We start from the raw sequence: 19,954 nt of genomic DNA, 5'->3' as shown, positions 1-19,954 counted from the left end.
CCGCGGGCGGCTTACTGCGGGCCGAGCTTCTTGATCAGCACCGCCAGCTCTTCCATCTCGCCGGGCTTGAGGTCGGACAGCGGTGCGCGCACCGGGCCGCCGTCATGGCCGACGATCTTGGCGCCGGCCTTGATGATGCTGACGCCGTAGCCTTCCACGCGGTTGCGGATGGCCAGGTAAGGCATGAAGAAGTCCTTGAGCAGCTTGTGCTGCGTGGCCATGTCGTCGTTGGCGACCGCATGGTAGAAGTCCATCGCCGTCTTGGGGATGAAGTTGAACACGGCCGACGAGTACACCGGCGTGCCGAGTGCCTTGTAGGCCGCGGCATAGACCTCGGCCGTGGGCAGGCCGCCCAGGTAGGCGAAGCGGTCGCCCAGCGCCATGAAGATCGAGGACATGGTCTCGATGTTGCCCACGCCGTCCTTGAAGCCGACTAGGTTGGGGCAGCGCTCGGCCAGCTCGATCAGCGATTTCGGCGTGAGCTTGGTGCGGTCGCGGTTGTAGACGATGACGCCGAACTTCACGCTCTTGCAGACCTGGGCCACATGCTCGACCAAGCCTTCCTGGCCGGCTTCGGTCAGGTAGTGCGGCAGCAGCAGGATGCCGTGGGCGCCCAGGCGCTCGGCTTCCTGGGCATGGGCGATGGCCATGCGCGTGGGGCCGCCGGCGCCGGCAATGATCGGCACCTTGCCGCGGCAGGTCTCGACCGCGGTCTTGATGACCTGGCTGTATTCCTCACCGGCCAGCGAGAAGTATTCGCCCGTGCCGCCGGCTGCGAATAGCGCGCTGGCGCCGTAGGGTGCGAGCCATTCCAGTCGCTCGATGTAGGTCTTGGGGCGGAAGTTGCCCTGCTCGTCGAAGTCGGTGATCGGGAACGACAGCAGGCCGGAGCCCATGATGGATTTGAGTTCTTGCGGATTCATGTTGGTGTCCTCGAGTAGAAAAGAAAGCAAACGGCTTTGCGTGCAACAGATCAGGCGGCCGCGGAGCAGGCCATGCCAGCAGACGCCGCGGATCTGGCTCTGCCAGGCCGCTGGCGGCGCCCCCTGAGGGGGGATGGGACTTCTACACGCAGTGAGAAGTCCAAACGGGGGTCAGTCAAGCTTGATGTCGGCGGCCTTCACCACGGCAGCCCAGCGGGCACGCTCCTTGGCGAAGAACTGCTCTTCCTCGGCCGGCGCCATGGTCACGACCTCGGCGCCCTGCCCGGCCAGGCGCGAGCGGATGTCGGCCGAGCGGATCACGGTGATCAGCGCCTGGTTGAGCTTGTTGACGATGGCGTCCGGCGTGCCGCGCGCCACGCGCACGCCCTGCCAGGTGCCGGACTCGTAGCCCGGCACGCCTTGCTCGGCGATGGTGGGCGTGTCACCCACCAGCGGCATGCGCGTGGACTTGGACACGCCCAGCAGCTTGAGCTTGCCGCTCTGCACATGCGGCAGCGTGGCCAGCATGCCATTCATCAGCACATCGGTCTGGCCGCCCACGGTGTCCTGGATGGCCTGCACGCCGCCCTTGTAGGGCACGTAGACCCACTTGGCGCCGCTGGCACGTTCCAGCGCCACGCCGGCCAAGTGCGGCGCGCTGCCGCTGGCCGTCACGGCGAAGTTCAGGTCCTTGGTCTTGGACAGCGCGACCAGCTCCTTCAAGTTGTTGGCCTTGACGGAGGGGTGCACCACCAGCAGGTGCGGCGAATAGGCCAGCATGGTCACGCCACGCAGGTCCTTGGACGGGTCGAATGGCAGCTTGGTGTAGACCGAGGGGCTGATGGCCAGCGCGCCCACGTCGCACAGCAGCAGGGTGTAGCCATCGGGTGCGGACTTGGCGACGAAATCGGCACCCAGGTTGCCGTTGGCGCCGGGCTTGTTCTCCACGAGCACGGTGGTCTTCAGCAGCTCGGCCAGCTGCACGCTGACGGCGCGCGCAATGATGTCCGACGAGCCGCCGGGTGGGTAGGGCACGACGATGCGGATGGGCTTGTTCGGCCAGTCCTTGGTCTGGGCGGCCAGGGGCAGGCCGCTCGCGAGCGCGCCAGCGCCCAGAAGAATGTCACGACGATTCAGACCCATGGGGTGTCTCCGGTTGGATGCGGGTGCGACGAGCGCCAGCGCGTCGTCGTCAGTCATCGTACAACCAATCGCGGACGCTGCCAAGTATTTCTTTGCAACGGCTCAGCGGGCCGCCGGCTCGGCGGCGCCCGTGGTCCCGCCCTGCTGCGCCTCGTCCTTGGCGGCCTGCTGGGCCAGGCGCAGGCGCTCGCGGCTGTTGGTCAGGTGGATGCGCATGGCGGCACGCGCCGAGTCGGGATCGCGCCGCGCGATGGCGGCGTAGATCTCCTCGTGCTCGCGGTTGACGCGCACCAGGTATTCGCCGCGCCGGTCGTGGTTGCGGATCGCGTTGACGCGCGTGCGCGGGATGATGGTCGTGCCCAGGTGGCTCATGATGTCGGCGAAGTACGGGTTGCCCGTGGCCTGCGCGATCTGCAGGTGGAAGCGGAAATCGGCCGACACCGAATCCCCCGACGCGGCCACGCTGCTTTCGAATTCGTCCAGTGCCTGGCGCATGCCGGCCAGGTGCTCCTCGGTGCGGCGCAGGGCCGCCAGGCCGGCCGATTCGGTCTCCAGGCTGATGCGCAGCTCCAGCACGGCCAGCACGTCGACGGTGGTGGCGATGTCGGCCGGGTCCAGCCGGAACATGCCCGCCGCGCGCGGCTGCAGCACGAAGGTGCCGACGCCATGGTGCGTTTCCACCAGGCCGGAGGCCTGCAGCTTGGACAGCGCCTCGCGCACCACCGTGCGGCTCACGCCATAGGCCTGCATGATGGCCGACTCGGTGGGCAGCTTGTCGCCAGGGCGCAGCTGCTGGCCGCGGATCTTCTCGCCCAGGTCATCCACCAGGCCGTGCGCCAGCCCGCGCGAACGGCGCCGCGGCGCGGCGCTGCCGAACACGGCTGCCTGGGAGGCCGCGTCGGGCGCCGCGGCGGTGTTTTCGGGCCCGGCGGCAGGCCCCGATGACAGTGTGGACATGCGGCCATGATAGTCCCGCCGCTGTTGTATGACAACTTATGACAAGACCACGTCCGGGCGAGCCACCGCGCATTCCACGCCCCGTCGCCGCGCGGCTGTGGCATCGTCGGGCCCCTGCCATCCACCGAATGCACCGCCCATGAACGTCCCGCGCCGGCGCGCCGCCACCCTCAAAGATGTCGCCGAAGCGGCACAGGTCTCGACCGCGACCGTCTCCAAGTTCGTCAACGGCAACCAGCGCTTCACGGCCGAGGTGGAGGCCCGCCTGGCGCGCGCGGTGCGCGAGCTGGGCTATTCGCTGAACCCGATGGCGCGCGGCATGATCACCGGCAAGACCGGCAACGTCGGCGTCATCATCCTGGACATCCGCAACCCCTACTTCACCAGCCTCGTGAAGGGCGCCTCGCGCGTGGCAGCCGGCGCGGCGCTGAACCTCATCATCGCGGACGCGGCCGAGAGCACCTCGCCGGAATTGAGCGTGTTGCAGTCGCTGTTCCGACGCGTCGACGGACTGATCGTCAGCTCGCGGCTGCCGGCGCCCGTCATCGAAACCCTGTTCCAGAGCGGCACGCCGGTGGTGTTCTATGGCCGGCCCTCGAGCTATGCCGAACACCACAGCGTGGGCTGCGACAACTACACGGCCGGCGTGATGCTGGGCCGCCACCTGCGCGACCTGGGGCACCGCAAGATCAGCTACCTGGGCTTCTCGGGCGCGCGCTGGAGCGTGGAACGCGAGCACGGCCTGCGCCATGCGTTCGAGGGTGCCGATCTGTCGCTGCGCGTGTTCGATGCCGGCGCGCCCTCCACCGAGGAAGGCGAGCGCCTGGCCTCCACCATCCTGCTGTCGCAGGGCCTGGACGATGCCATCGTGGCCTACAACGATCTGCTGGCCATGGGCATCTTGCTGGAGGCCAAGTCGCTGGGCATCAAGGTGCCCGAGCAGGTCTCGGTGGCCGGCTTCGACAACATCGCCTACGGCCGCCTGGTGAGCCCGGCGCTGACCAGTGTGGACATGATGGGCGAGGCCACGGGCGAGCTGGCCATGCGCCGGCTGCTGGGCGTGATCAAGGGCGAGACCACGGCGCCGGAGGACGACATCCTGCAAAGCCGCGTCGTCGCACGCGAATCCACCCGGGCCCGAAAACCCAGGGTAAACGCTTAGCAAAAGCGTCTTGACGGCGCCGCCACTGCGCCCGAACATCGAGCCCCTGCCCCTCGTGGCGAATTTTTTTAGCGATCGGGTAAACGTTTACCTGGTTTCCAAAAACCCAGATTCCAACGGCCAGCCTCATGTCCACACTCAAGCCTTCCGATCCAGCGCCCGCCCGTTTGCAGCGCCTGCTCCTGACCGGCGCCGCCGGCGGCCTGGGCAAGGTGCTGCGCGAACGCCTCGTGCCCTTCGCGCAGACGCTGCGCCTGTCCGACATCGCCGCGCTCGGCGAGCCGCGCGGCGCGCATGAGGAGGTCGTGCCCTGCAACCTGGCCGACAAGGCGGCCGTCGATGCGCTGGTGGCCGGCTGCGACGCCATCGTGCACCTGGGCGGCGTCTCGGTGGAGCGGCCGTTCGAGGAGATCCTGGAGGCCAACATCAAGGGGGTCTTCCACCTGTACGAGGCCGCGCGCCGCCATGGCGTGAAGCGCGTGGTGTTCGCCAGCTCCAACCACGTGATCGGATTTCACAAGCAGACCGAGGCGCTGGACGCGTCGGCGCTGCGCCGGCCCGACGGTTACTACGGCCTGTCCAAGTCCTTCGGCGAAGACGTGGCGCAGTTCTACTTCGACCGTTACGGCATCGAGACCGTCAGCATCCGCATCGGCTCCTCGTTCCCCGAGCCGCTCAACCGCCGCATGATGAGCACCTGGCTCAGCTACGACGACCTCACCTCGCTGATCGAGAAGTCGCTGTTCACGCCGGCCGTGCAGCACACCATCGTCTATGGCGCCTCGGCCAACAAGAACGTGTGGTGGGACAACACTGCCGCCGCGCACCTGGGCTGGACGCCCAAGGACAGCTCGGAGCCGTTCCGCGCCAAGGTCGAGGCCCAGCCGCCCGTGGCGGCCAACGACCCGAACGCCATCTACCAGGGCGGCGCGTTCACGGCCCAGGGCCCGTTCGGCGATTGACCGTATGAGCAGCACGGCAGAACTCATCGTCGACGCACGCAACGGCACGGGCGAAAGCCCGGTCTGGCGCGCGGACGAACAGGCGCTGTACTGGGTCGACATTCCCGGGCGTGCGCTGCACCGCTGGTCCGAGGGCGCAGGCCATTCGCATTGGCTGTCCGACGAAATGCCGGCCTGCATCGCGGCCCGCGCTGGCGCCAGCGGCCAGTGGATCGCCGGCATGGAAACCGGCATCTTCGCGCTGTCGCCACAAGACGACGGCCGCCTGGCCGCCAAGCTGCTGGCCCCTGTCGCCCACGCCGCCCCCGCCATGCGCTTCAACGACGGCCGCTGCGACCGCCAGGGCCGCTTCTGGGCCGGCACCATGTGCCTGGACATGGCGGCCGGCATCCGCGCCGGCGCGCTCTACCGCTTTGGCGCGGGCGACACCGCCCTGCCCGCGCAGCTGAACGATTTCATCGTGCCCAACGGCCTGGCCTTCAGCCCCGATGGCAAGACGATGTACCTGTCCGATTCGCACCCCACCGTGCAGACCGTCTGGGCCTTCGACTACGAGCTGGAGACCGGCACGCCCCGCAACCGCCGCGTGTTCGTGGACATGAACCCCCTGCCCGGCCGCCCCGACGGTGCCGCCATCGACGTGGACGGCGGCTACTGGATCTGCGGCAACGACGCGGGCCTCATCCACCGCTTCACGCCCGATGGCCGGCTCGACCGCTCGCTGAGCGTGCCCGTCAAGAAGCCCGCCATGTGCGCGTTCGGCGGCCCGCGGCTGGACACCTTGTTCGTGACCTCCATCCGCCCCGGCGGCGACCTGTCCGACCAGCCGCTGGCCGGCGGCGTGTTCGCGCTGAACCCGCTCACCCAGGGTCTGCCCGAACCCACTTTCGGCGGCTGAGCCGCCACCATCCCCCCTTTCGCCACCCACCACCACAGAGGAAGACAAATGAAGTTCCACCGCACCCTTCTCGCACTGGCCGCCGGCGCCCTGTGCATCGGCGCCCAGGCTGCCGATTTCCGTTCCGCCGACGTGCACAACAGCGACGACTACCCCACGGTCGCCGCGGTCAAGCACATGAGCGACGTGCTGGCCAAGCAGAGCAACGGCAAGTACAAGATCAAGGTCTTCAACAAGAGCGCCCTGGGTTCCGAAAAGGAAACGCTGGACCAGGTGAAGATCGGCGCGCTGGAGATGAACCGCGTCAACATCAGCTCGCTGAACTCCATCTGCCCCAAGAGCCTGGTGCCCACCATGCCCTTCCTGTTCGACTCCATCGCCCACATGCGCAAGACGCTGGACGGCCCCATCGGCGAAGAGATCTTGAAGGGCTGCGAAAGCCAGGGCCTCGTGGGCCTGGCCTTCTACGACAGCGGCGCGCGTTCCATCTACGCCAAGAAGCCGGTCAAGACCCTGGCCGACGCCAAGGGCCTGAAGATCCGCGTGCAGCAGTCCGACCTGTGGGTCTCGCTGGTCGGCGCCATGGGTGCCAACGCCACGCCCATGCCCACGGGCGAGGTCTACACCGCGCTCAAGACCGGCTTGATCGATGCGGCCGAGAACAACATCCCCTCGTACGAAGGCTTCAAGCACTACGAAGCGGTGAAGTTCTATTCGCACACCGAGCATTCCATGGCGCCCGAAGTGCTGGTCATCTCCAAGGCCATCTTCGACAAGATGACGCCGGCCGACCAGGCCATGTTCCGCGCCGCGGCCAAGGAATCGGTGATCTTCCAGCGCCAGAAGTGGGACGAGCAGGAAGCCAAGGCACTGGACGTGGTGACCAAGGCCGGCTCCACCATCGTGAAGGACGTGGACAAGGCCTCCTTCAAGGCCGCCATGGCCCCGGTGTACGCCAAGTTCATCACCACGCCCGACCTGCAACGCCTCGTCAAGGCCGTGCAGGACAACAAGTAAGTCGAACCCGCCGGCCCCAGGCGGGCCGGCGCCCACACAGATCACACCATGAACACCCCACCGCCGTCGGTCCACGCGGCCGCCACCAGCGCCATCGCCGCGCCGGTCGCCCCGGGCATCGACCCCACGCTTGCCCACACCGATCGCCCGCCCGCCACGCATGCCTACTCGCGCCTGTGCGGCTGGCTCAGCAAGGCCAGCCTGGTCGTCGCCATCCTCGGGCTGATCGGCATCATCGTCAGCGTGCAGGTCCAGGTGGTCGGCCGCTACGTCTTCAACGATACGCCGACCTGGGCCGAAGCCCTGGCGCTGCAGCTCGTGCTGTACGTGACCGCGCTGGGCGTGGCCGTGGGCGTGCGCGACGCCGGCCACATCGGCCTGGAGTCGCTGGTCTCGCTGCTGCCCGAGGGCCTGCGGCTGAAGATCGAGATCCTGATCCACGCGCTGGTGGCTCTGTTCGGCTGCATCATGGTCCAGAGCGGCTGGCTGTGGACGCGGCTCAAGTGGGACGAGCTCGACCCGATGCTCGGCATGCCCGTGGGCATCGACTACCTCTCGCTGGTGATCGCCGGCGCCCTGATCGTGATGTTCTCGATCGAACACATCATCGCGCTGCTGCGCCACGAAGAAGTCGTGCCGTCCTGGTACTGACCGAAAGAACGACATGGAACTCACAGTCCTCTCCATCAGCTTCGCGGTGCTGCTCGTCCTGGGCGTGCCGGTGGCTTTCTCCATCGGCCTGGCCTCCGTCGCCACCGTGCTGTTCTCCGGCATGCCGATCGCCATCGTCTTCCAGAAGATGGTGGGCGGCATGCAGATCTTCTCGTTCCTGGCGATCCCGTTCTTCGTGTTCGCCGGCGAGCTCATGCTCTACGGCGGCATCGCCGACCGCATCGTGCGCTTTGCCAACAGCCTGGTCGGCCACGTGCGCGGCGGCCTGGGCATGAGCAACGTGATCGGCTGCACCCTGTTCGGCGGCGTCGCCGGCTCGCCGCTGGCCGACGTGTCGGCCATGGGCTCGGTGATGATCCCGCTCATGAAGAAGGAAGGCTACGACGCCGACTACGCCGTGAACGTGACCACGCACGCGGCCCTGGTCGGTGCGCTGATGCCCACCTCGCACAACCTGATCATCTTCACGCTGGCCACCACGGGCATCGCCTCGGTCAGCGTGTTCAGCCTGATCCTGGCGGGCGTGATCCCGGCCCTGCTGCTGACCATCTGCAACCTGATCGCCGCCTACTACGTGGCCGTCAAGCGCGGCTACCCCACGCGCGGCAAGTTCCCGGGCTGGAAGGAAGTCGTCGTCTCCTTCCTGGGCGCGATGCCGGGCCTCTTGATCGTGGTCATCATCCTGGCCGGCATCCTGTCGGGCATCTTCACGGCCACCGAGTCGGCCGCCACCGCCGTGCTGTGGGCGCTGCTCGTCACCGTGCTGGTCTACCGCTCGCTGTCGTGGAAGGACTTCCTCAAGGCCTGCGCCAAGGCCTGCAAGACGACTGGCGTGGTGCTGCTCCTGATCGGCATCAGCTCGGCCTTCGGCTACTTCATGGCGCTGTACGAAGTGCCGCAGAAGACCGGCGAGCTGATGCAGTCCGTCACCACCAGCCCGTGGATGATCTTCCTGATGATCAACATCCTGCTGTTCGTGCTGGGCACCTTCCTGGACATGGCCGCCACCATCCTGATCTGCACGCCGATCTTCCTGCCCATCGCACAGCACTTCGGCATGGACCCGGTGCAGTTCGGCATCGTGATGCTGATCAACTGCGCGCTCGGCCTGAACACGCCACCGGTGGGGGTCACGCAGTTCGTGGGGTGCGCCATCGGCGGGGTCTCGGTGGGGCAGGTGATGAAATCCATCCTGCCCTTCTACGGCGCGCTGACGGCCTGCCTGATGCTGGTGACCTACGTGCCTGCGTTCTCGCTGTGGTTGCCCAACCTCTTGAACGCGCCCAAGTAAACCGGCGCAGCGGCCATCGCAGGCTGCGTTGCGACGGGGCTCTTCGTGAGCCCCGTTTTTCATTGTGAGGAGGAGTCGATCGTCATGCACCAGCAGCACAACCAGCGCCTGCGCGTCGCCGTCATCGGCGCCGGCGTGGCCTCGCCGCCGCACTTCAAGAGCCTGCACGACCTGCGCGACGAGGTCGAGGTGGCGTGGGTCTGGGGCCGCGATGCGCAGCGCGTCGCGGCGGCCGGCCTGCCCGTCGGCGCCACCGTCACAACACGCCTTGACGACGTATTGGCAGACGCCAGCGTGCAGGCCGCGCTGGTGCTCACACCACCGCAGACCCATTTGCACATCGTCGAGCAGCTCGCCGCCGCCGGCAAGCACGTGCTGGTCGAAAAGCCACTGGAACTCACGCTCGCGCAGTCCGAGCAACTCGTGGCCACCTGCGAGCGCCACGGCGTGCAGCTGGCCGTGATGCTGCAGCACCGCGCCAGCCCGGCCGCGCTGCACCTGTCCAGCATGCTGCAGGCCGGCGAACTCGGCGAGCTGCTGAGCGCTAGCGCCTCCATCCGCTGGTGGCGCCCGCAGAGCTACTACGACCAGCCCGGCCGCGGAACGCTGGCGCGTGACGGCGGCGGCGTGCTCATGACGCAGGCCATCCACACGCTGGACCTGCTGCTGCACCTGGCCGGCGCGCCCGCACGCGTCACGGGCCTGGTCGGCACACGGCTGCACCGCATGGAGACCGAGGACACGGCGGGCGCGCTGCTGCAGTGGGCGGACGGCGCCGTCGGCGTGGTCGACGCGACCACGGCCGCCTACCCCGGCTACCCCGAACGCATTGCGCTGAACTTCGCACGCGGCACGGCAACGCTGGAGGCCGGCGCGCTGCGCGTGGAGCGGCCGGGCGCCGAGCCGCTGCTCGTGGGCCAGCCCCAGGCGTCGGGCTCGGGCGCCAACCTCATGGGCTTCGACCACGCCGGCCACCGCGCCGTGCTGCAGGATTTCGTGCAGGCCATCGCGCAGCAGCGCGCGCCGCTCACCGCCGGGCGCTCGGCCCTGGCCGCGCACCGGCTCATCGACGCCATCGTGCGCTCGTCGCGCACAGGCGCGGCCGTGACACTCTGAGAATGCAGGCCTGTTCACAATGGGCGGCTTCGCAATCCATCCAGCCCCAAGGAGTGAACTGATGAACGGTGCGCAGAGCCTGGTCCATACCCTGTTGAAGTCCGGCGTGGACACCTGCTTCGCCAACCCTGGCACCAGCGAGATGCACTTCGTGGCCGCGCTGGACGACATCCCCGGCATGCACTGCGTGCTGGGCCTGCAGGAGAACGTGGTCACCGGCATGGCCGATGGCTACTACCGCATCGCCGGCAAGCCGGCCAGCACGCTGCTGCACTGCGGCCCGGGCCTGGCGAACGGCCTGGCCAACCTGCACAACGCGCGCCGCGCGCGCAGCGGCATCGTCAACATCGTGGGCGACCAGGCCACCTACCACCGCCCCTTCGACGCGCCGCTGACGGCCGACACCGACGGCCTGGCGCGCAGCGTCTCGGCCTGGGTGCAGACCAGCATGCGCGCGCAGGACGTGGGCCGTGACGCAGCCGCTGCCGTGCAGGCCGCCCGCAGCGCGCAGGGCCAGGTGGCCACGCTGATCCTGCCATCCGACGCGTCGTGGGACGAAGGCGGCGTCGTCGCCGACGCGTTGGCGCCGCAGCCCGCGCCCGCACTGGACCCGCATGCCGTGGAGGGCGCCGCGCGCGCCCTGCGCAGCGGCCAGCCCGTGCTGGTGCTGCTGGCTGGCCGTGCCGTGCGCGGCCGCTCGCAGGCCCTGGCCTGGCGCGTGGCGCAGGCCACCGGCGCCAGCCTGCTGGCCGATTTCGTCACCGCCCACGTCGAGCGCGGCCAGGGCCGGCTGCAGCTCGAACGCGTGCCCTATGTGACCGACCTCGCGATCCAGACACTGGCCCGCTACGCGCACATCGTGCTGGTCAACGCCAAGCCGCCGGTCGGCTTCTTCGCCTACCCCGGCAAGCCGTCCACGCAGTACCCCGACACGGCGCAACTGCATGTGCTGTCGCGCCCCGACCAGGATCCAGAGGCCGCGCTGCAGGCGCTGGTGGAAGCGCTGGGCGCGCCCGAGGCGGCCCTGCCCGACCCCGGCCCGCGCCCCGCCATCGTGCGCGGCGCGCCCACGCCCGAGGGCCTGGCCCAGACGCTGGCCGCCGTGATGCCCGAGGGCGCCATCGTGTCGGACGAAAGCGTCTCCTTCGGCCGCGGCTTCTACAAGCACACGCATGCGGCGCCCGCGCACGACTGGCTGCACCTGGCCGGCGGCGCCATCGGCGACGGCCTGCCCGTGGCCACGGGCGCGGCGATCGGCGCCAAGGGCCAGCGCCGCGTGATCAGCCTGCAGGCCGACGGCTCGGCCATGTATTCGCTGCAAGCGCTGTGGACGCAGGCGCGCGAGCAGTTGCCCTGCACCACGGTCATCCTGTCCAACCGCAAGTACAACATCCTGATCGGCGAATACGGCAACGTGGGCGCCAAGCCCGGCGACACCGCCATGCGCATGCTCGACCTGGGCAACCCCGACCTGAACTGGGTGCAGCTGGCCCATGGCATGGGCGTGGAGGCCGCGCGTGCGACCACGCTGGAGCAGTGTGCCGACCTGATGCGCCAGAGCTTTGGCCGCAGCGGGCCGTTCCTGATCGAGCTGGCGATCTGAAGGCGCCGTCGCCCGTTCAGGCCCGCCCGAACACCAGCAGCAGGTTGTTCGCTGGCATCTGCACGCGCTGTACCAGGCGCAGCCCCGCCGATGCAGCGGTGGCTTGCACATCCTCCCGCGCGCGGATGCCCCAGGCCGGATGGCGCCGGCGCAGGTCGGCGTCGAAGTCCAGGTTGCCCTGCGAGGTCGGCACGCCCTGCTCCAGGTACGGCCCGTAGGTCAGCAGCTGGCCCTGCGCGCCGAGGTGGCGCGCAGCGCCGCGCATGAGACCTTCGCACGCGGCCCAGGGCGCGATGTGCAGCATGTTGGCGCAGTAGATGGCGTCCCAGCCTGCAGATGCCGCGGCCGGCCAGTCCTGGTGCGTCACGTCGAGCACCACCGGCGCGCGCACGTTGGCCACGCCCAGCTGCGCGCACCAGGCACGGATGGAGCCGAATGCATCGGCCACGGCATCGCTGGGCTGCCAGGTCCACTGCGGCAACGCCCGCGCGAAGAAGGCCACATGCTGGCCCGTGCCGCTGGCGATCTCCAGCGCCGCGCCACTGGCCGGCAGCACGCGCTGCAACACTTCCAGGATGGGCTGTCTGTTGCGCTCGGAGGCGAGGCTGCGCTGGGCCTGCGCAGCGGTGTGGTCGAGGGGGGCTGGGGGCATGGAGATCTCGCAGTGGTGGCGTGGGGCATGGTAGCCAGCAGCTGGCGGCGTGCCATCCAGCATTGAACACAGGTTAAAGATGGATTGCCTTGGAGCGCGATCAAAGCGCACAGGCTTTCTTACAGTTCGTCCACCCCTTCACCACACCCTTTAGGAGACACACCATGAAGACGTACAAGATCGCCACCATCCCCGGCGACGGCATCGGCAAGGAAGTCGTGCCCGCCGGGCGCGAAGTGCTGCAGGCCCTGGCCTCAGCCAGCAGCCAGTTCAAATTCGAGTTCGAGGACTTCGGCTGGGGCGGCGACTGGTTCCGCGCCCACGGCGAGATGATGCCGGCCAACGGCCTGGAAGCGCTCAAGGGCAAGGACGCCATCCTGTTCGGATCGGCCGGCGACCCGCACATCCCCGACCACATCACGCTGTGGGGCCTGCGCCTGAAGATCTGCCAGGGCTTCGACCAGTACGCCAACGTGCGGCCCACGCGCATCCTTCCCGGCATCGACGGCCCGCTCAAGCGCTGCGGCCCCGACGACCTGAACTGGGTCATCGTGCGTGAGAACTCCGAGGGCGAATACTCCGGCGTGGGCGGCCGCGTGCACCAGGGCCACCCGATCGAAGCCGCCACCGACGTGAGCATGATGACCCGCGCCGGCGTCGAACGCATCATGCGTTTCGCGTTCAAGCTGGCGCAGTCCCGTCCCCGCAAGCTGCTCACTGTCATCACCAAGAGCAACGCCCAGCGCCACGCCATGGTGATGTGGGACGAGATCGCACTGCAGGTCAGCAAGGAGTTCCCCGAAGTCACCTGGGACAAGGAACTGGTGGACGCGTCCACCGCCCGCATGATCAACCGCCCGGCCACGCTGGACACCATCGTGGCGACCAACCTGCATGCCGACATCCTGTCGGACCTGGCTGCCGCGCTGGCCGGCAGCCTGGGCATCGCGCCCACCGGCAACATCGACCCCGAGCGCCGCTACCCTAGCATGTTCGAGCCCATCCACGGCTCGGCCTTCGACATCATGGGCAAGGGCCTGGCGAACCCGGTGGGCACCTTCTGGTCGGTGGTGATGCTGCTGGAGCATCTGGGCGAATTCGACGCTGCCAAGCAGGTCATGGCCGCCATCGAGCAGGTCACGGCCAACCCGAAGCTGCACACGCGTGATCTGGGCGGCCAGGCGACCACGGCCGACGTGACGCGCGCGGTCTGCGAGTTGGTCGGCGCACAGCCGCAGCGCAAGGCCGCCTGACGCCTTGTTGCTCCCTCGCCCCTTTGGGGAGAGGGAGCAAGACAGCTCCTCCGCTGACGCCCCGGCAGCAGCCACCAGCGCTGCGGGGATTTCCTTTGCCCGCCCATTCCTGGAGACACGCATGAACCGTCGCACCACCTTCACCGCCCTGGCGCTGGCCCTGTCCTGTGGCCTCGCCGTCGCGCAGGCCTTCCCCAGCAAGCCCATCACGCTGATCGTGCCCTTCCCGGCCGGCGGCAGCTCGGACGCGCTGGCGCGTTCGCTCAGCACGCCGCTGTCGCAGGCGCTGGGCCAGCCTGTCATCGTGGAGAGCCGGCCCGGCGCTGGCGCCACCATCGGCGCGGACTTCGTCGCCAAGGCCAAGCCCGACGGCACCACGCTGCTCATGGGCGCGGTGCACCACACGATCGCCACAAGCGTCTACCGCAAGCTGCCCTACGACTTCGAGAAGAGCTTCGCGCCCATCACCACCGTGGCGCTGGTGCCCAACGTGCTGGTGGTCAACGCCAAGTCCGCGGCCACCGACGTCAAGAGCTTGATTGCGCTGGCCAAGGCCACACCGGGCAAGCTCTCGTATGGCTCGAACGGCAACGGCACGGTGCAGCACCTGATCGGAACGCAGTTCGCCGCACTGGCCGGCGTGGACATCCTGCACGTGCCCTACAAGGGCAGCGCGCCGCTGACGACCGACCTGCTGGGCGGCCAGGTCGACATGTCGTTCGACACGCTCACGCCCATGGTGCAGCACATCAAGGGCGGCAAGCTGCGCGCGCTGGCAGTGACCACCGCCAAACGCTCCAGCACCCTGCCCGACGTGCCCACGCTGGCCGAGTCCGGCATGGCCGGCTTCGACCAGGGCACCTGGTTCGGCATCCTCGCGCCCGCGGCCACGCCCAAGGATGTCGTGGCCCGGCTCCACACCGAGATGGTCAGGATCATCCACTCGCCCGAGTTCAAGAAGCGCATGGAAGAGATCGGCGCCGAGCCCGTGGGCAACACGCCCGAGCAGATGGCCGCGCAGATCAAGGACGACACGGCCAGGTACGCGAAGCTGGTGAAGGAGGCCAAGGTCGCGATCGAGTGAAGTTGCCGCGATCAGCCGCGCCGCGGCCGGTGCGCCTGCACGCAGGACCGCACGCTCGCCACCACGCCCAGGCGGCAAGCGTGCCCACCGCCACGCCGCAGGCGACGCCGGTCCAGGTGTTGCGATCGGGTCCGTGGGAAGAAAGTGCAGCACAGGTCATTCCGGCACTGTCGCAGGTCGGCGCGCGGCCGTATCGGCCTGGACTGCCGTGTTTGAGGCCGGTCTCCTGCCTGGCGGCGCCACGCGGCGGGCGTGAGCCCGGTGGCACGCCGCATCGCGCGCGTCAGTGCGTTCTGGTTCGAGTAGCCGACCGCCAGGGCCAGCTCGGCGATTGGCCGCTCAGTGGGCCAGCCACTCGCGCACGCGCTGCAGGCGCAGCTGCGCCCAGCTGGGTGTCGTCCAGGTCCAGCACCAGGGCGCGGTGAGCGCCCTGGCCCGTCTGCGCGTGTCGCATGCCAGGTGCGACGAACGCGTCCTGCCCTTCGCGCAGCACTTGCTCGCGCCCGCCGATGTCCCCTTGCAAGCGGCCCGCAACCGGCAGTACCAGCTGCGCGAAGTCGTGGCGGCCCGCGCTCCCGTCCGCGGCGTAGCTGCGCAGGTTCAGGCCGAACGGTGGGCGAGTCGGCATGGCGCGGGTATAGCACTTGGCCGCATGCGGGGGCAACCGGTCCATCAACCTTCAGCGATGCGCAGCCACGGCCAGCGCGCCTGGTAGTTCATGGCCTTGCGCAGGAACATCTCGCGCTGCGGCATCAGCGGGTTCATGCGCAGCACGCCCTGCCCCAGTTCCTCCAGGCCATACGGCGCGTACAGCGTGCCGTCCGCCACGTCGATGGCCACGCAGGTGCAGGCGACCAGGTAGCGGTCGATGCCGTCGCGTGACGAGCGCAGCTGCGGATAGTCGTCACCAAAACGCTCCCGGTACCACAGGTGCACGCGCGCCTGGTTCCTGACCTCGACCTGCACGCCCAGGTCGGCGACTGCGGCCTGCACGCGCGCGATGACGGCGTCTTCGGCCTCCCACGACAGGTCGCGGTCGTCGAAATAGAACACGTCGTAGTCCTTCACGCCCCAGCCGGCGCTCTGGCCCGAGGCCCGGTTCCAGGTCGCCTGGAACAGGCAGCCCGCGGCCAGATGGCACTGGCGCAGCTGCAGCGCGCGCAGGCGCCCGATCAGTTCTGCGTTGACAGGGTTGGCCAGGGCGTTGGCAACGAAGGCGTCGGCGGTCAGCGGTCAGCGGCATGGTGCGTGGATTCTCCGTGGGTCGGCCGACGCATTTGGTCATGCGTCAAGCTTCGTTCGCGGCGCCCCGATTCAACGTTAAGCTCGCACCCCGGAACCGGGCTGCCACGGTGGCAGCCGGCCCCATGTGTGACCAAACATTTCGGAGACCGACTCTCATGCAACGCCGCCTCTTCACCTCCCTGCTCGCCGCTGGTCTCGCGTTCGCGGGCGCCGCCCAAGCCGACCAACTGGCCGACATCAAGCAAAAGGGCCAGATCGTCATCGGCGTGCTGGGCACGGACGAGCCGAACAGCTTCCTGGACCCGAAGACGCGCGAGCTCGTGGGCTATGAGGTCGACCTGGGCCAGGCGATCGCCAAGAAGCTGGGCGTCAAGCCCGTGTTCAAGCAGATCGCGGTGGCGGCCCGCATCCCCGAGCTGCAGCAAGGTCACGTGGACCTGCTGGCCGCATCGCTCACGCACAACAAGGAACGCGAGGCGCAGATCGACTTCTCGCTCACCACGTTCGTGACCGGCCAGAAGGCCCTGGTCAAGAAGGCCAGCGGCGTGAAGGACGTGCCCGAGCTGGCCGGCAAGCGCGTGCTGACGGCCAAGGGCGGCACGCAGGAGCCCAACATCAAGAAGGCCGTGCCGACCGCCGAGGTGGTGACGTACGAGAACTCGCAGCAGGCCTTCCTGGCGTTACAACAGGGCAAGGGCGTGGCCTATGTGAACGACGAGCTGAGCCTGTTCGTGGACATTGCCAAGCTGGGCCCCAAGGGCGCGGACTACGTGATGCTGCCGATGAACCTCAGCGTGGAGCCGCTGGCGCTGGGCATCAAGAAGGGCGAGACAGGCCTCAAGGCCGTGGTCGACGAGACGCTGCGCGAGCTGGAGAAGGCCGGCGGCGGCGAGAAGCTCTACATGAAGTGGTTCGGCCCGAACACCAAGACCAACTCGCCCACGCGCACCTTCAAGTTCGAAACCGACAAGATCGCCGGCTGACCTGCCTCTGAGCCCCCGTCGCCGCCGCGACGGGGCGCCCTGCATGCCGGTGTTCGACTTCTCCCTGCTGCTGCGCGGCCAGTACCACGACATGCTCGTGGCCGGGCTCGTGCTGTCGCTGCAGCTGGCCGCGGCCACGCTGGTCTTCGCGCTGCCGCTGGCGCTGCTGGTGGCGCTGCTGCGGCTGGCGCCGGCCAGGCCGCTGACCTGGATCGGCTTTGGCTTCGTCGAATCCATCCGCAACATCCCGCTCCTGGCCCACATGCTGTTCTGGTACTTCGCCGCGCCCGAGCTGCTGCCCGAGGGGCTCAAGGCCTGGCTGTACCAGGGCAACATCGAGGCCGTGAGCGCCGTGATCGCGCTCACGCTGTACACGGCGGCCTACATGTCGGAGGACATCCGCAGCGGCATCCGCGCGATCCCGTCCGTGCAATTCGAGGCCGGGCGCGCGCTGGGCTTCGGCTTCCTGGCCACCATGCGCCGCGTGATCCTGCCGCAGGCGCTGCGCATCACGGTGCCGCCGCTCATCTCGCAGACGCTGAACCTGTGGAAGAACACCAGCGTGGCTACCGTGATCGGCACGGCCGAGCTGATGTACCAGGCCAGCCAGGTCGAGAGCGCGACCTTTCGCAGCTTCGAGTCCTTCGGCTTCGCGACGGCCGCCTACCTCACCGTGTCGCTGGCCATCACGGCGCTGGCGACCTGGTACCAGTCGCGCTACCCGGCGCGGACGGTATGACGCGCCGCGCCGGGCCGCCCCAAGCAAGCGTGCTTCCCCTCGGGGGGCAGCGAGTACACGCAGTGCCGAGCGTGGGGGCCATTGCATGTTGGAGCTGATCGACACCTACTGGGTGTACTTCCTGATCGGGCAGTACCCGAACGGCCCGCTGGGCGGGCTGGCGCTCACGCTGGTGCTGGCCTCGCTCGGGCTGGTGCTGGGCCTGCCGCTGGGCCTGTTGCTCGGCATCGCCCGCGTGAGCCCCTATGCCTGGCTGCGGCTGCCGGTCACGGCGATGGTGTTCGTCGTGCGCGGCACGCCGCTGCTGATGGTGGTGTTCTGGGCCTACTTCTTCCTGCCCAGCGTGACGGGGGTGAAGACCGACCAGTTCTTCACCATGCTGATCGCACTGGTGGTGTTCGACGCGGTCTACCTGGCCGAGATCGTGCGCGCCGGCATCCAGGGCGTGCCGCGGGGCCAGGTGGAGGCCGCGCGCTCGCTGGGACTGGGCTACTGGCGCACCATGCGCAAGGTGGTGCTGCCGCAGGCCACGCGGGCCATGCTGCCCTCACTCGTGAACCAGTTCGTCTCCACGATCAAGGAGACTTCGCTGGGCTACATCATCGGGCTCAACGAGGTGGCCTTCATCACCACGCAGATCAACACCCAGGTGTTCACGCGGCCGGCCGAGCTGTACGCCATCCTGGGTCTGACCTACTTCATCCTGTGCTTCGGGCTGTCGCGCTTTGCCTACTGGCTGGAACGCCGGCTCGCGCGCAGCCCGCAGTCCGGCCCGAACAAGGCGCGCCAGGCGCTGCCGCAAGCGAGCACCCCATGATCGAGTTCAAGCAAGTCAACAAGTGGTACGGCGCCTACCAGGCTTTGAGCGATATCACCGAGACCATCGCCAAGGGCGAAGTGGTGGTGGTGTGCGGGCCGTCCGGCTCGGGCAAGTCCACGCTGATCCGCACGGTGAACCGGCTCGAGCCGATCCAGTCCGGCAGCATCCTGGTCGCCGGGCAGGACATCCACGCGCGCGGCATCGACCTGAACAACTTCCGCTCGCGCATCGGCTTCGTGTTCCAGCAGTTCAACCTGTTCCCGCACTTGACGGTGCTGCAGAACTGCACGCTGGCGCCGGTGCAGTTGCGCGGGCTGTCGCAGCAACAGGCCAACGAGCGCGCGATGGCGCTGCTGGAGCGCGTGGGCCTGGCGCACAAGGCCGGCGCCTACCCGGCCGACCTGTCGGGCGGCCAGCAGCAGCGCGTGGCGATCGCGCGCGCACTGGCCATGCAGCCGCCGCTGATGCTGTTCGACGAGCCCACCAGCGCGCTGGACCCGGAGATGGTGGGCGAGGTGCTGCTGGTCATGCGCGACCTGGCACGCGAGGGCATGACCATGGTCTGCGTCACGCACGAGATGGGCTTTGCGCGCGAGGTGGCCGACCGCGTGCTGTTCATGGACGAGGGCCGCGTGCTCGAGCGCGCCACGCCGGACGACTTCTTCAACCGGCCGCAGCACCCGCGTGCGCAGCAGTTCCTGTCGGACATCCGCACGCCGTTCGCGCCAGCCGGTTGAGACGCCACTTCACAATTTTTGAAGCCCCACCACAAATTCATTGAAACTTTGCGCACGGTGGGCGCTCTAGATTCGGGGTCCCCTGCCAAGGGGTGCTTTCCAAGAACACGAAATCCCACTGTCATGCACCTGCCAGACGAAAGATCCGCACGCTACAGCGCCACCGCCATCGCCCTGCACTGGGTGCTGGGGCTGGCCATCGTGGGCATGTTCGGCGTGGGCCTGTACATGACCAGCCTGCCGTTCTCGCCGGCACGGCTCAAGCTCTACAACTGGCACAAGTGGGCCGGCATGACGGTGCTGACGCTGTCGGCACTGCGGCTGCTGTGGCGGCTGACGCACCGGCCACCGCCGCTGCCCGCGCATGTGGCCAACGCCATGCCGCGTTGGCAGCACGTCGCGCACCACAGCACGCACCACCTGCTGTATGCGCTGTTCTTCATCGTGCCGCTGGTGGGCTGGGCCTACAGCTCGGCGGCGGGCTTTCCCATCGTGTGGTTCGGATTGGTGCAGCTGCCCGATCTGGTGGCGCCCAACCCCGAGCTGGCCGAGGCCATCAAGCCCTGGCATGCCTACACAGCCTATGCGCTCGCGGCGCTGGTGGTGCTGCATGTGGCAGCCGCACTCAAGCACCAGTTCATCGACCGCGACGGCCTGCTCGCGCGCATGCTGCCGGGCCGCGGCTGATCCATCCCTT

Annotated in this window: 22 protein-coding genes; 15 read left to right on the top strand and 7 right to left on the bottom strand. The window is 68.5% G+C overall.

Annotated features, from left to right (window positions below; translation table 11 throughout):
- Positions 1-11: 11 nt before the first annotated feature.
- From kdgD to ASF43_RS07655, 3 genes are all read right to left on the bottom strand, one after another.
- Entirely contained in the window at positions 12-923 is a 912-nt protein-coding gene (gene kdgD / locus ASF43_RS07665; RefSeq protein WP_056178536.1) for a 5-dehydro-4-deoxyglucarate dehydratase, read from the bottom strand.
- A 171-nt stretch (positions 924-1,094) separates the two neighbouring features.
- Positions 1,095-2,066: a tripartite tricarboxylate transporter substrate binding protein gene (locus ASF43_RS07660; protein ID WP_056178531.1), complete on the bottom strand. Its 972-nt coding sequence runs from the start codon at positions 2,064-2,066 to the stop codon at positions 1,095-1,097.
- Between the two features lie 102 nt (positions 2,067-2,168).
- The gene (locus tag ASF43_RS07655) at positions 2,169-3,023 is read right to left on the bottom strand and encodes a FadR/GntR family transcriptional regulator (protein ID WP_056178528.1); all 855 of its coding nucleotides are present in this window, start codon (positions 3,021-3,023) and stop codon (positions 2,169-2,171) included.
- 139 nt (positions 3,024-3,162) lie between these two features.
- On the opposite strand from ASF43_RS07655, the gene ASF43_RS07650 reads away from it, so the two are divergent.
- The 8 genes from ASF43_RS07650 to ASF43_RS07615 all read left to right on the top strand — a co-directional run bounded on the left by ASF43_RS07650 (position 3,163) and on the right by ASF43_RS07615 (position 11,744).
- Positions 3,163-4,185, top strand: a complete 1,023-nt coding sequence (locus tag ASF43_RS07650) for a LacI family DNA-binding transcriptional regulator (RefSeq protein ID WP_056178525.1) — start codon at positions 3,163-3,165, stop codon at positions 4,183-4,185.
- 128 nt (positions 4,186-4,313) lie between these two features.
- Positions 4,314-5,147: an NAD(P)-dependent oxidoreductase gene (locus ASF43_RS07645; RefSeq protein ID WP_056178522.1), complete on the top strand. Its 834-nt coding sequence runs from the start codon at positions 4,314-4,316 to the stop codon at positions 5,145-5,147.
- A 4-nt stretch (positions 5,148-5,151) separates the two neighbouring features.
- Complete coding sequence (locus ASF43_RS07640) at positions 5,152-6,045, top strand: SMP-30/gluconolactonase/LRE family protein (protein ID WP_056178520.1); 894 nt, start codon at positions 5,152-5,154, stop codon at positions 6,043-6,045.
- Positions 6,046-6,093: 48 nt separating this feature from the next.
- The gene (locus tag ASF43_RS07635) at positions 6,094-7,062 is read left to right on the top strand and encodes a TRAP transporter substrate-binding protein (RefSeq protein WP_056178516.1); all 969 of its coding nucleotides are present in this window, start codon (positions 6,094-6,096) and stop codon (positions 7,060-7,062) included.
- A 48-nt stretch (positions 7,063-7,110) separates the two neighbouring features.
- Positions 7,111-7,713, top strand: a complete 603-nt coding sequence (locus ASF43_RS07630) for a TRAP transporter small permease (protein ID WP_082497688.1) — start codon at positions 7,111-7,113, stop codon at positions 7,711-7,713.
- A 13-nt stretch (positions 7,714-7,726) separates the two neighbouring features.
- Positions 7,727-9,025, top strand: coding sequence for a TRAP transporter large permease (locus tag ASF43_RS07625; RefSeq protein ID WP_056178513.1), 1,299 nt, complete (start codon positions 7,727-7,729; stop codon positions 9,023-9,025).
- Between the two features lie 84 nt (positions 9,026-9,109).
- Positions 9,110-10,141: a Gfo/Idh/MocA family protein gene (locus ASF43_RS07620; protein WP_056178510.1), complete on the top strand. Its 1,032-nt coding sequence runs from the start codon at positions 9,110-9,112 to the stop codon at positions 10,139-10,141.
- Between the two features lie 61 nt (positions 10,142-10,202).
- Positions 10,203-11,744, top strand: coding sequence for an acetolactate synthase large subunit (locus tag ASF43_RS07615; RefSeq protein ID WP_056178506.1), 1,542 nt, complete (start codon positions 10,203-10,205; stop codon positions 11,742-11,744).
- Positions 11,745-11,760: 16 nt separating this feature from the next.
- Here the strand turns inward: ASF43_RS07615 and ASF43_RS07610 are convergent, their stop codons facing one another.
- Entirely contained in the window at positions 11,761-12,396 is a 636-nt protein-coding gene (locus tag ASF43_RS07610; protein WP_056178789.1) for a DUF938 domain-containing protein, read from the bottom strand.
- A 164-nt stretch (positions 12,397-12,560) separates the two neighbouring features.
- On the opposite strand from ASF43_RS07610, the gene ASF43_RS07605 reads away from it, so the two are divergent.
- Both ASF43_RS07605 and ASF43_RS07600 read left to right on the top strand, forming a co-directional pair.
- On the top strand, positions 12,561-13,649 hold the full coding sequence (locus ASF43_RS07605; protein ID WP_056178503.1) for a tartrate dehydrogenase: 1,089 nt from the start codon (positions 12,561-12,563) through the stop codon (positions 13,647-13,649).
- A gap of 121 nt (positions 13,650-13,770) precedes the next feature.
- Positions 13,771-14,733 (top strand): tripartite tricarboxylate transporter substrate binding protein, encoded by a 963-nt coding sequence (locus tag ASF43_RS07600; protein ID WP_056178500.1) that lies wholly within the window; start codon positions 13,771-13,773, stop codon positions 14,731-14,733.
- 11 nt (positions 14,734-14,744) lie between these two features.
- Here the strand turns inward: ASF43_RS07600 and ASF43_RS31605 are convergent, their stop codons facing one another.
- Genes ASF43_RS31605 through ASF43_RS07590 form a run of 3 tightly spaced genes read right to left on the bottom strand, consistent with a single transcriptional unit; the run spans position 14,745 to position 15,888 of the window.
- Complete coding sequence (locus tag ASF43_RS31605; protein ID WP_235578181.1) at positions 14,745-15,050, bottom strand: hypothetical protein; 306 nt, start codon at positions 15,048-15,050, stop codon at positions 14,745-14,747.
- On the bottom strand, positions 15,017-15,361 hold the full coding sequence (locus ASF43_RS31600) for a hypothetical protein (protein WP_235578183.1): 345 nt from the start codon (positions 15,359-15,361) through the stop codon (positions 15,017-15,019). The genes ASF43_RS31605 and ASF43_RS31600 overlap by 34 nt, the downstream gene beginning before the upstream one ends.
- A gap of 44 nt (positions 15,362-15,405) precedes the next feature.
- Entirely contained in the window at positions 15,406-15,888 is a 483-nt protein-coding gene (locus ASF43_RS07590) for a nucleotidyltransferase family protein (protein ID WP_255358100.1), read from the bottom strand.
- Between the two features lie 245 nt (positions 15,889-16,133).
- Between ASF43_RS07590 and ASF43_RS07585 the strand changes: the two genes are divergently transcribed.
- The 5 genes from ASF43_RS07585 (at position 16,134) to ASF43_RS07565 (ending at position 19,944) form a co-directional block, all read left to right on the top strand.
- Positions 16,134-16,961, top strand: a complete 828-nt coding sequence (locus tag ASF43_RS07585) for an ABC transporter substrate-binding protein (RefSeq protein ID WP_056178492.1) — start codon at positions 16,134-16,136, stop codon at positions 16,959-16,961.
- A 43-nt stretch (positions 16,962-17,004) separates the two neighbouring features.
- Positions 17,005-17,700: an amino acid ABC transporter permease gene (locus ASF43_RS07580; RefSeq protein ID WP_056178489.1), complete on the top strand. Its 696-nt coding sequence runs from the start codon at positions 17,005-17,007 to the stop codon at positions 17,698-17,700.
- Positions 17,701-17,785: 85 nt separating this feature from the next.
- The gene (locus ASF43_RS07575; RefSeq protein ID WP_056178487.1) at positions 17,786-18,517 is read left to right on the top strand and encodes an amino acid ABC transporter permease; all 732 of its coding nucleotides are present in this window, start codon (positions 17,786-17,788) and stop codon (positions 18,515-18,517) included.
- Positions 18,514-19,257: an amino acid ABC transporter ATP-binding protein gene (locus tag ASF43_RS07570; protein ID WP_056178485.1), complete on the top strand. Its 744-nt coding sequence runs from the start codon at positions 18,514-18,516 to the stop codon at positions 19,255-19,257. Before ASF43_RS07575 ends, ASF43_RS07570 begins: the two co-directional genes overlap by 4 nt.
- Positions 19,258-19,380: 123 nt before the next feature.
- The gene (locus ASF43_RS07565) at positions 19,381-19,944 is read left to right on the top strand and encodes a cytochrome b (RefSeq protein WP_056178482.1); all 564 of its coding nucleotides are present in this window, start codon (positions 19,381-19,383) and stop codon (positions 19,942-19,944) included.
- Positions 19,945-19,954 lie beyond the last annotated feature (10 nt).

Origin of the sequence: Pseudorhodoferax sp. Leaf267 (genome assembly GCF_001422405.1) — a bacterium.
In the GTDB taxonomy this organism is placed as follows: Bacteria; Pseudomonadota; Gammaproteobacteria; order Burkholderiales; family Burkholderiaceae_C; genus Pseudorhodoferax.
This window is presented reverse-complemented; position numbering and strand designations above follow the sequence as displayed.

Bases quoted from the DNA above. Each gene is read 5' to 3' on its own strand.
- kdgD (WP_056178536.1), bottom strand. From the start codon at position 923: ATGAATCCGCAAGAACTCAAATCCATCATGGGCTCCGGCCTGCTGTCG.
- ASF43_RS07660 (WP_056178531.1), bottom strand. From the start codon at position 2,066: ATGGGTCTGAATCGTCGTGACATTCTTCTGGGCGCTGGCGCGCTCGCG.
- ASF43_RS07655 (WP_056178528.1), bottom strand. From the start codon at position 3,023: ATGTCCACACTGTCATCGGGGCCTGCCGCCGGGCCCGAAAACACCGCC.
- ASF43_RS07650 (WP_056178525.1), top strand. From the start codon at position 3,163: ATGAACGTCCCGCGCCGGCGCGCCGCCACCCTCAAAGATGTCGCCGAA.
- ASF43_RS07645 (WP_056178522.1), top strand. From the start codon at position 4,314: ATGTCCACACTCAAGCCTTCCGATCCAGCGCCCGCCCGTTTGCAGCGC.
- ASF43_RS07640 (WP_056178520.1), top strand. From the start codon at position 5,152: ATGAGCAGCACGGCAGAACTCATCGTCGACGCACGCAACGGCACGGGC.
- ASF43_RS07635 (WP_056178516.1), top strand. From the start codon at position 6,094: ATGAAGTTCCACCGCACCCTTCTCGCACTGGCCGCCGGCGCCCTGTGC.
- ASF43_RS07630 (WP_082497688.1), top strand. From the start codon at position 7,111: ATGAACACCCCACCGCCGTCGGTCCACGCGGCCGCCACCAGCGCCATC.
- ASF43_RS07625 (WP_056178513.1), top strand. From the start codon at position 7,727: ATGGAACTCACAGTCCTCTCCATCAGCTTCGCGGTGCTGCTCGTCCTG.
- ASF43_RS07620 (WP_056178510.1), top strand. From the start codon at position 9,110: ATGCACCAGCAGCACAACCAGCGCCTGCGCGTCGCCGTCATCGGCGCC.
- ASF43_RS07615 (WP_056178506.1), top strand. From the start codon at position 10,203: ATGAACGGTGCGCAGAGCCTGGTCCATACCCTGTTGAAGTCCGGCGTG.
- ASF43_RS07610 (WP_056178789.1), bottom strand. From the start codon at position 12,396: ATGCCCCCAGCCCCCCTCGACCACACCGCTGCGCAGGCCCAGCGCAGC.
- ASF43_RS07605 (WP_056178503.1), top strand. From the start codon at position 12,561: ATGAAGACGTACAAGATCGCCACCATCCCCGGCGACGGCATCGGCAAG.
- ASF43_RS07600 (WP_056178500.1), top strand. From the start codon at position 13,771: ATGAACCGTCGCACCACCTTCACCGCCCTGGCGCTGGCCCTGTCCTGT.
- ASF43_RS31600 (WP_235578183.1), bottom strand. From the start codon at position 15,361: ATGCCGACTCGCCCACCGTTCGGCCTGAACCTGCGCAGCTACGCCGCG.
- ASF43_RS07585 (WP_056178492.1), top strand. From the start codon at position 16,134: ATGCAACGCCGCCTCTTCACCTCCCTGCTCGCCGCTGGTCTCGCGTTC.
- ASF43_RS07580 (WP_056178489.1), top strand. From the start codon at position 17,005: ATGCCGGTGTTCGACTTCTCCCTGCTGCTGCGCGGCCAGTACCACGAC.
- ASF43_RS07575 (WP_056178487.1), top strand. From the start codon at position 17,786: ATGTTGGAGCTGATCGACACCTACTGGGTGTACTTCCTGATCGGGCAG.
- ASF43_RS07570 (WP_056178485.1), top strand. From the start codon at position 18,514: ATGATCGAGTTCAAGCAAGTCAACAAGTGGTACGGCGCCTACCAGGCT.
- ASF43_RS07565 (WP_056178482.1), top strand. From the start codon at position 19,381: ATGCACCTGCCAGACGAAAGATCCGCACGCTACAGCGCCACCGCCATC.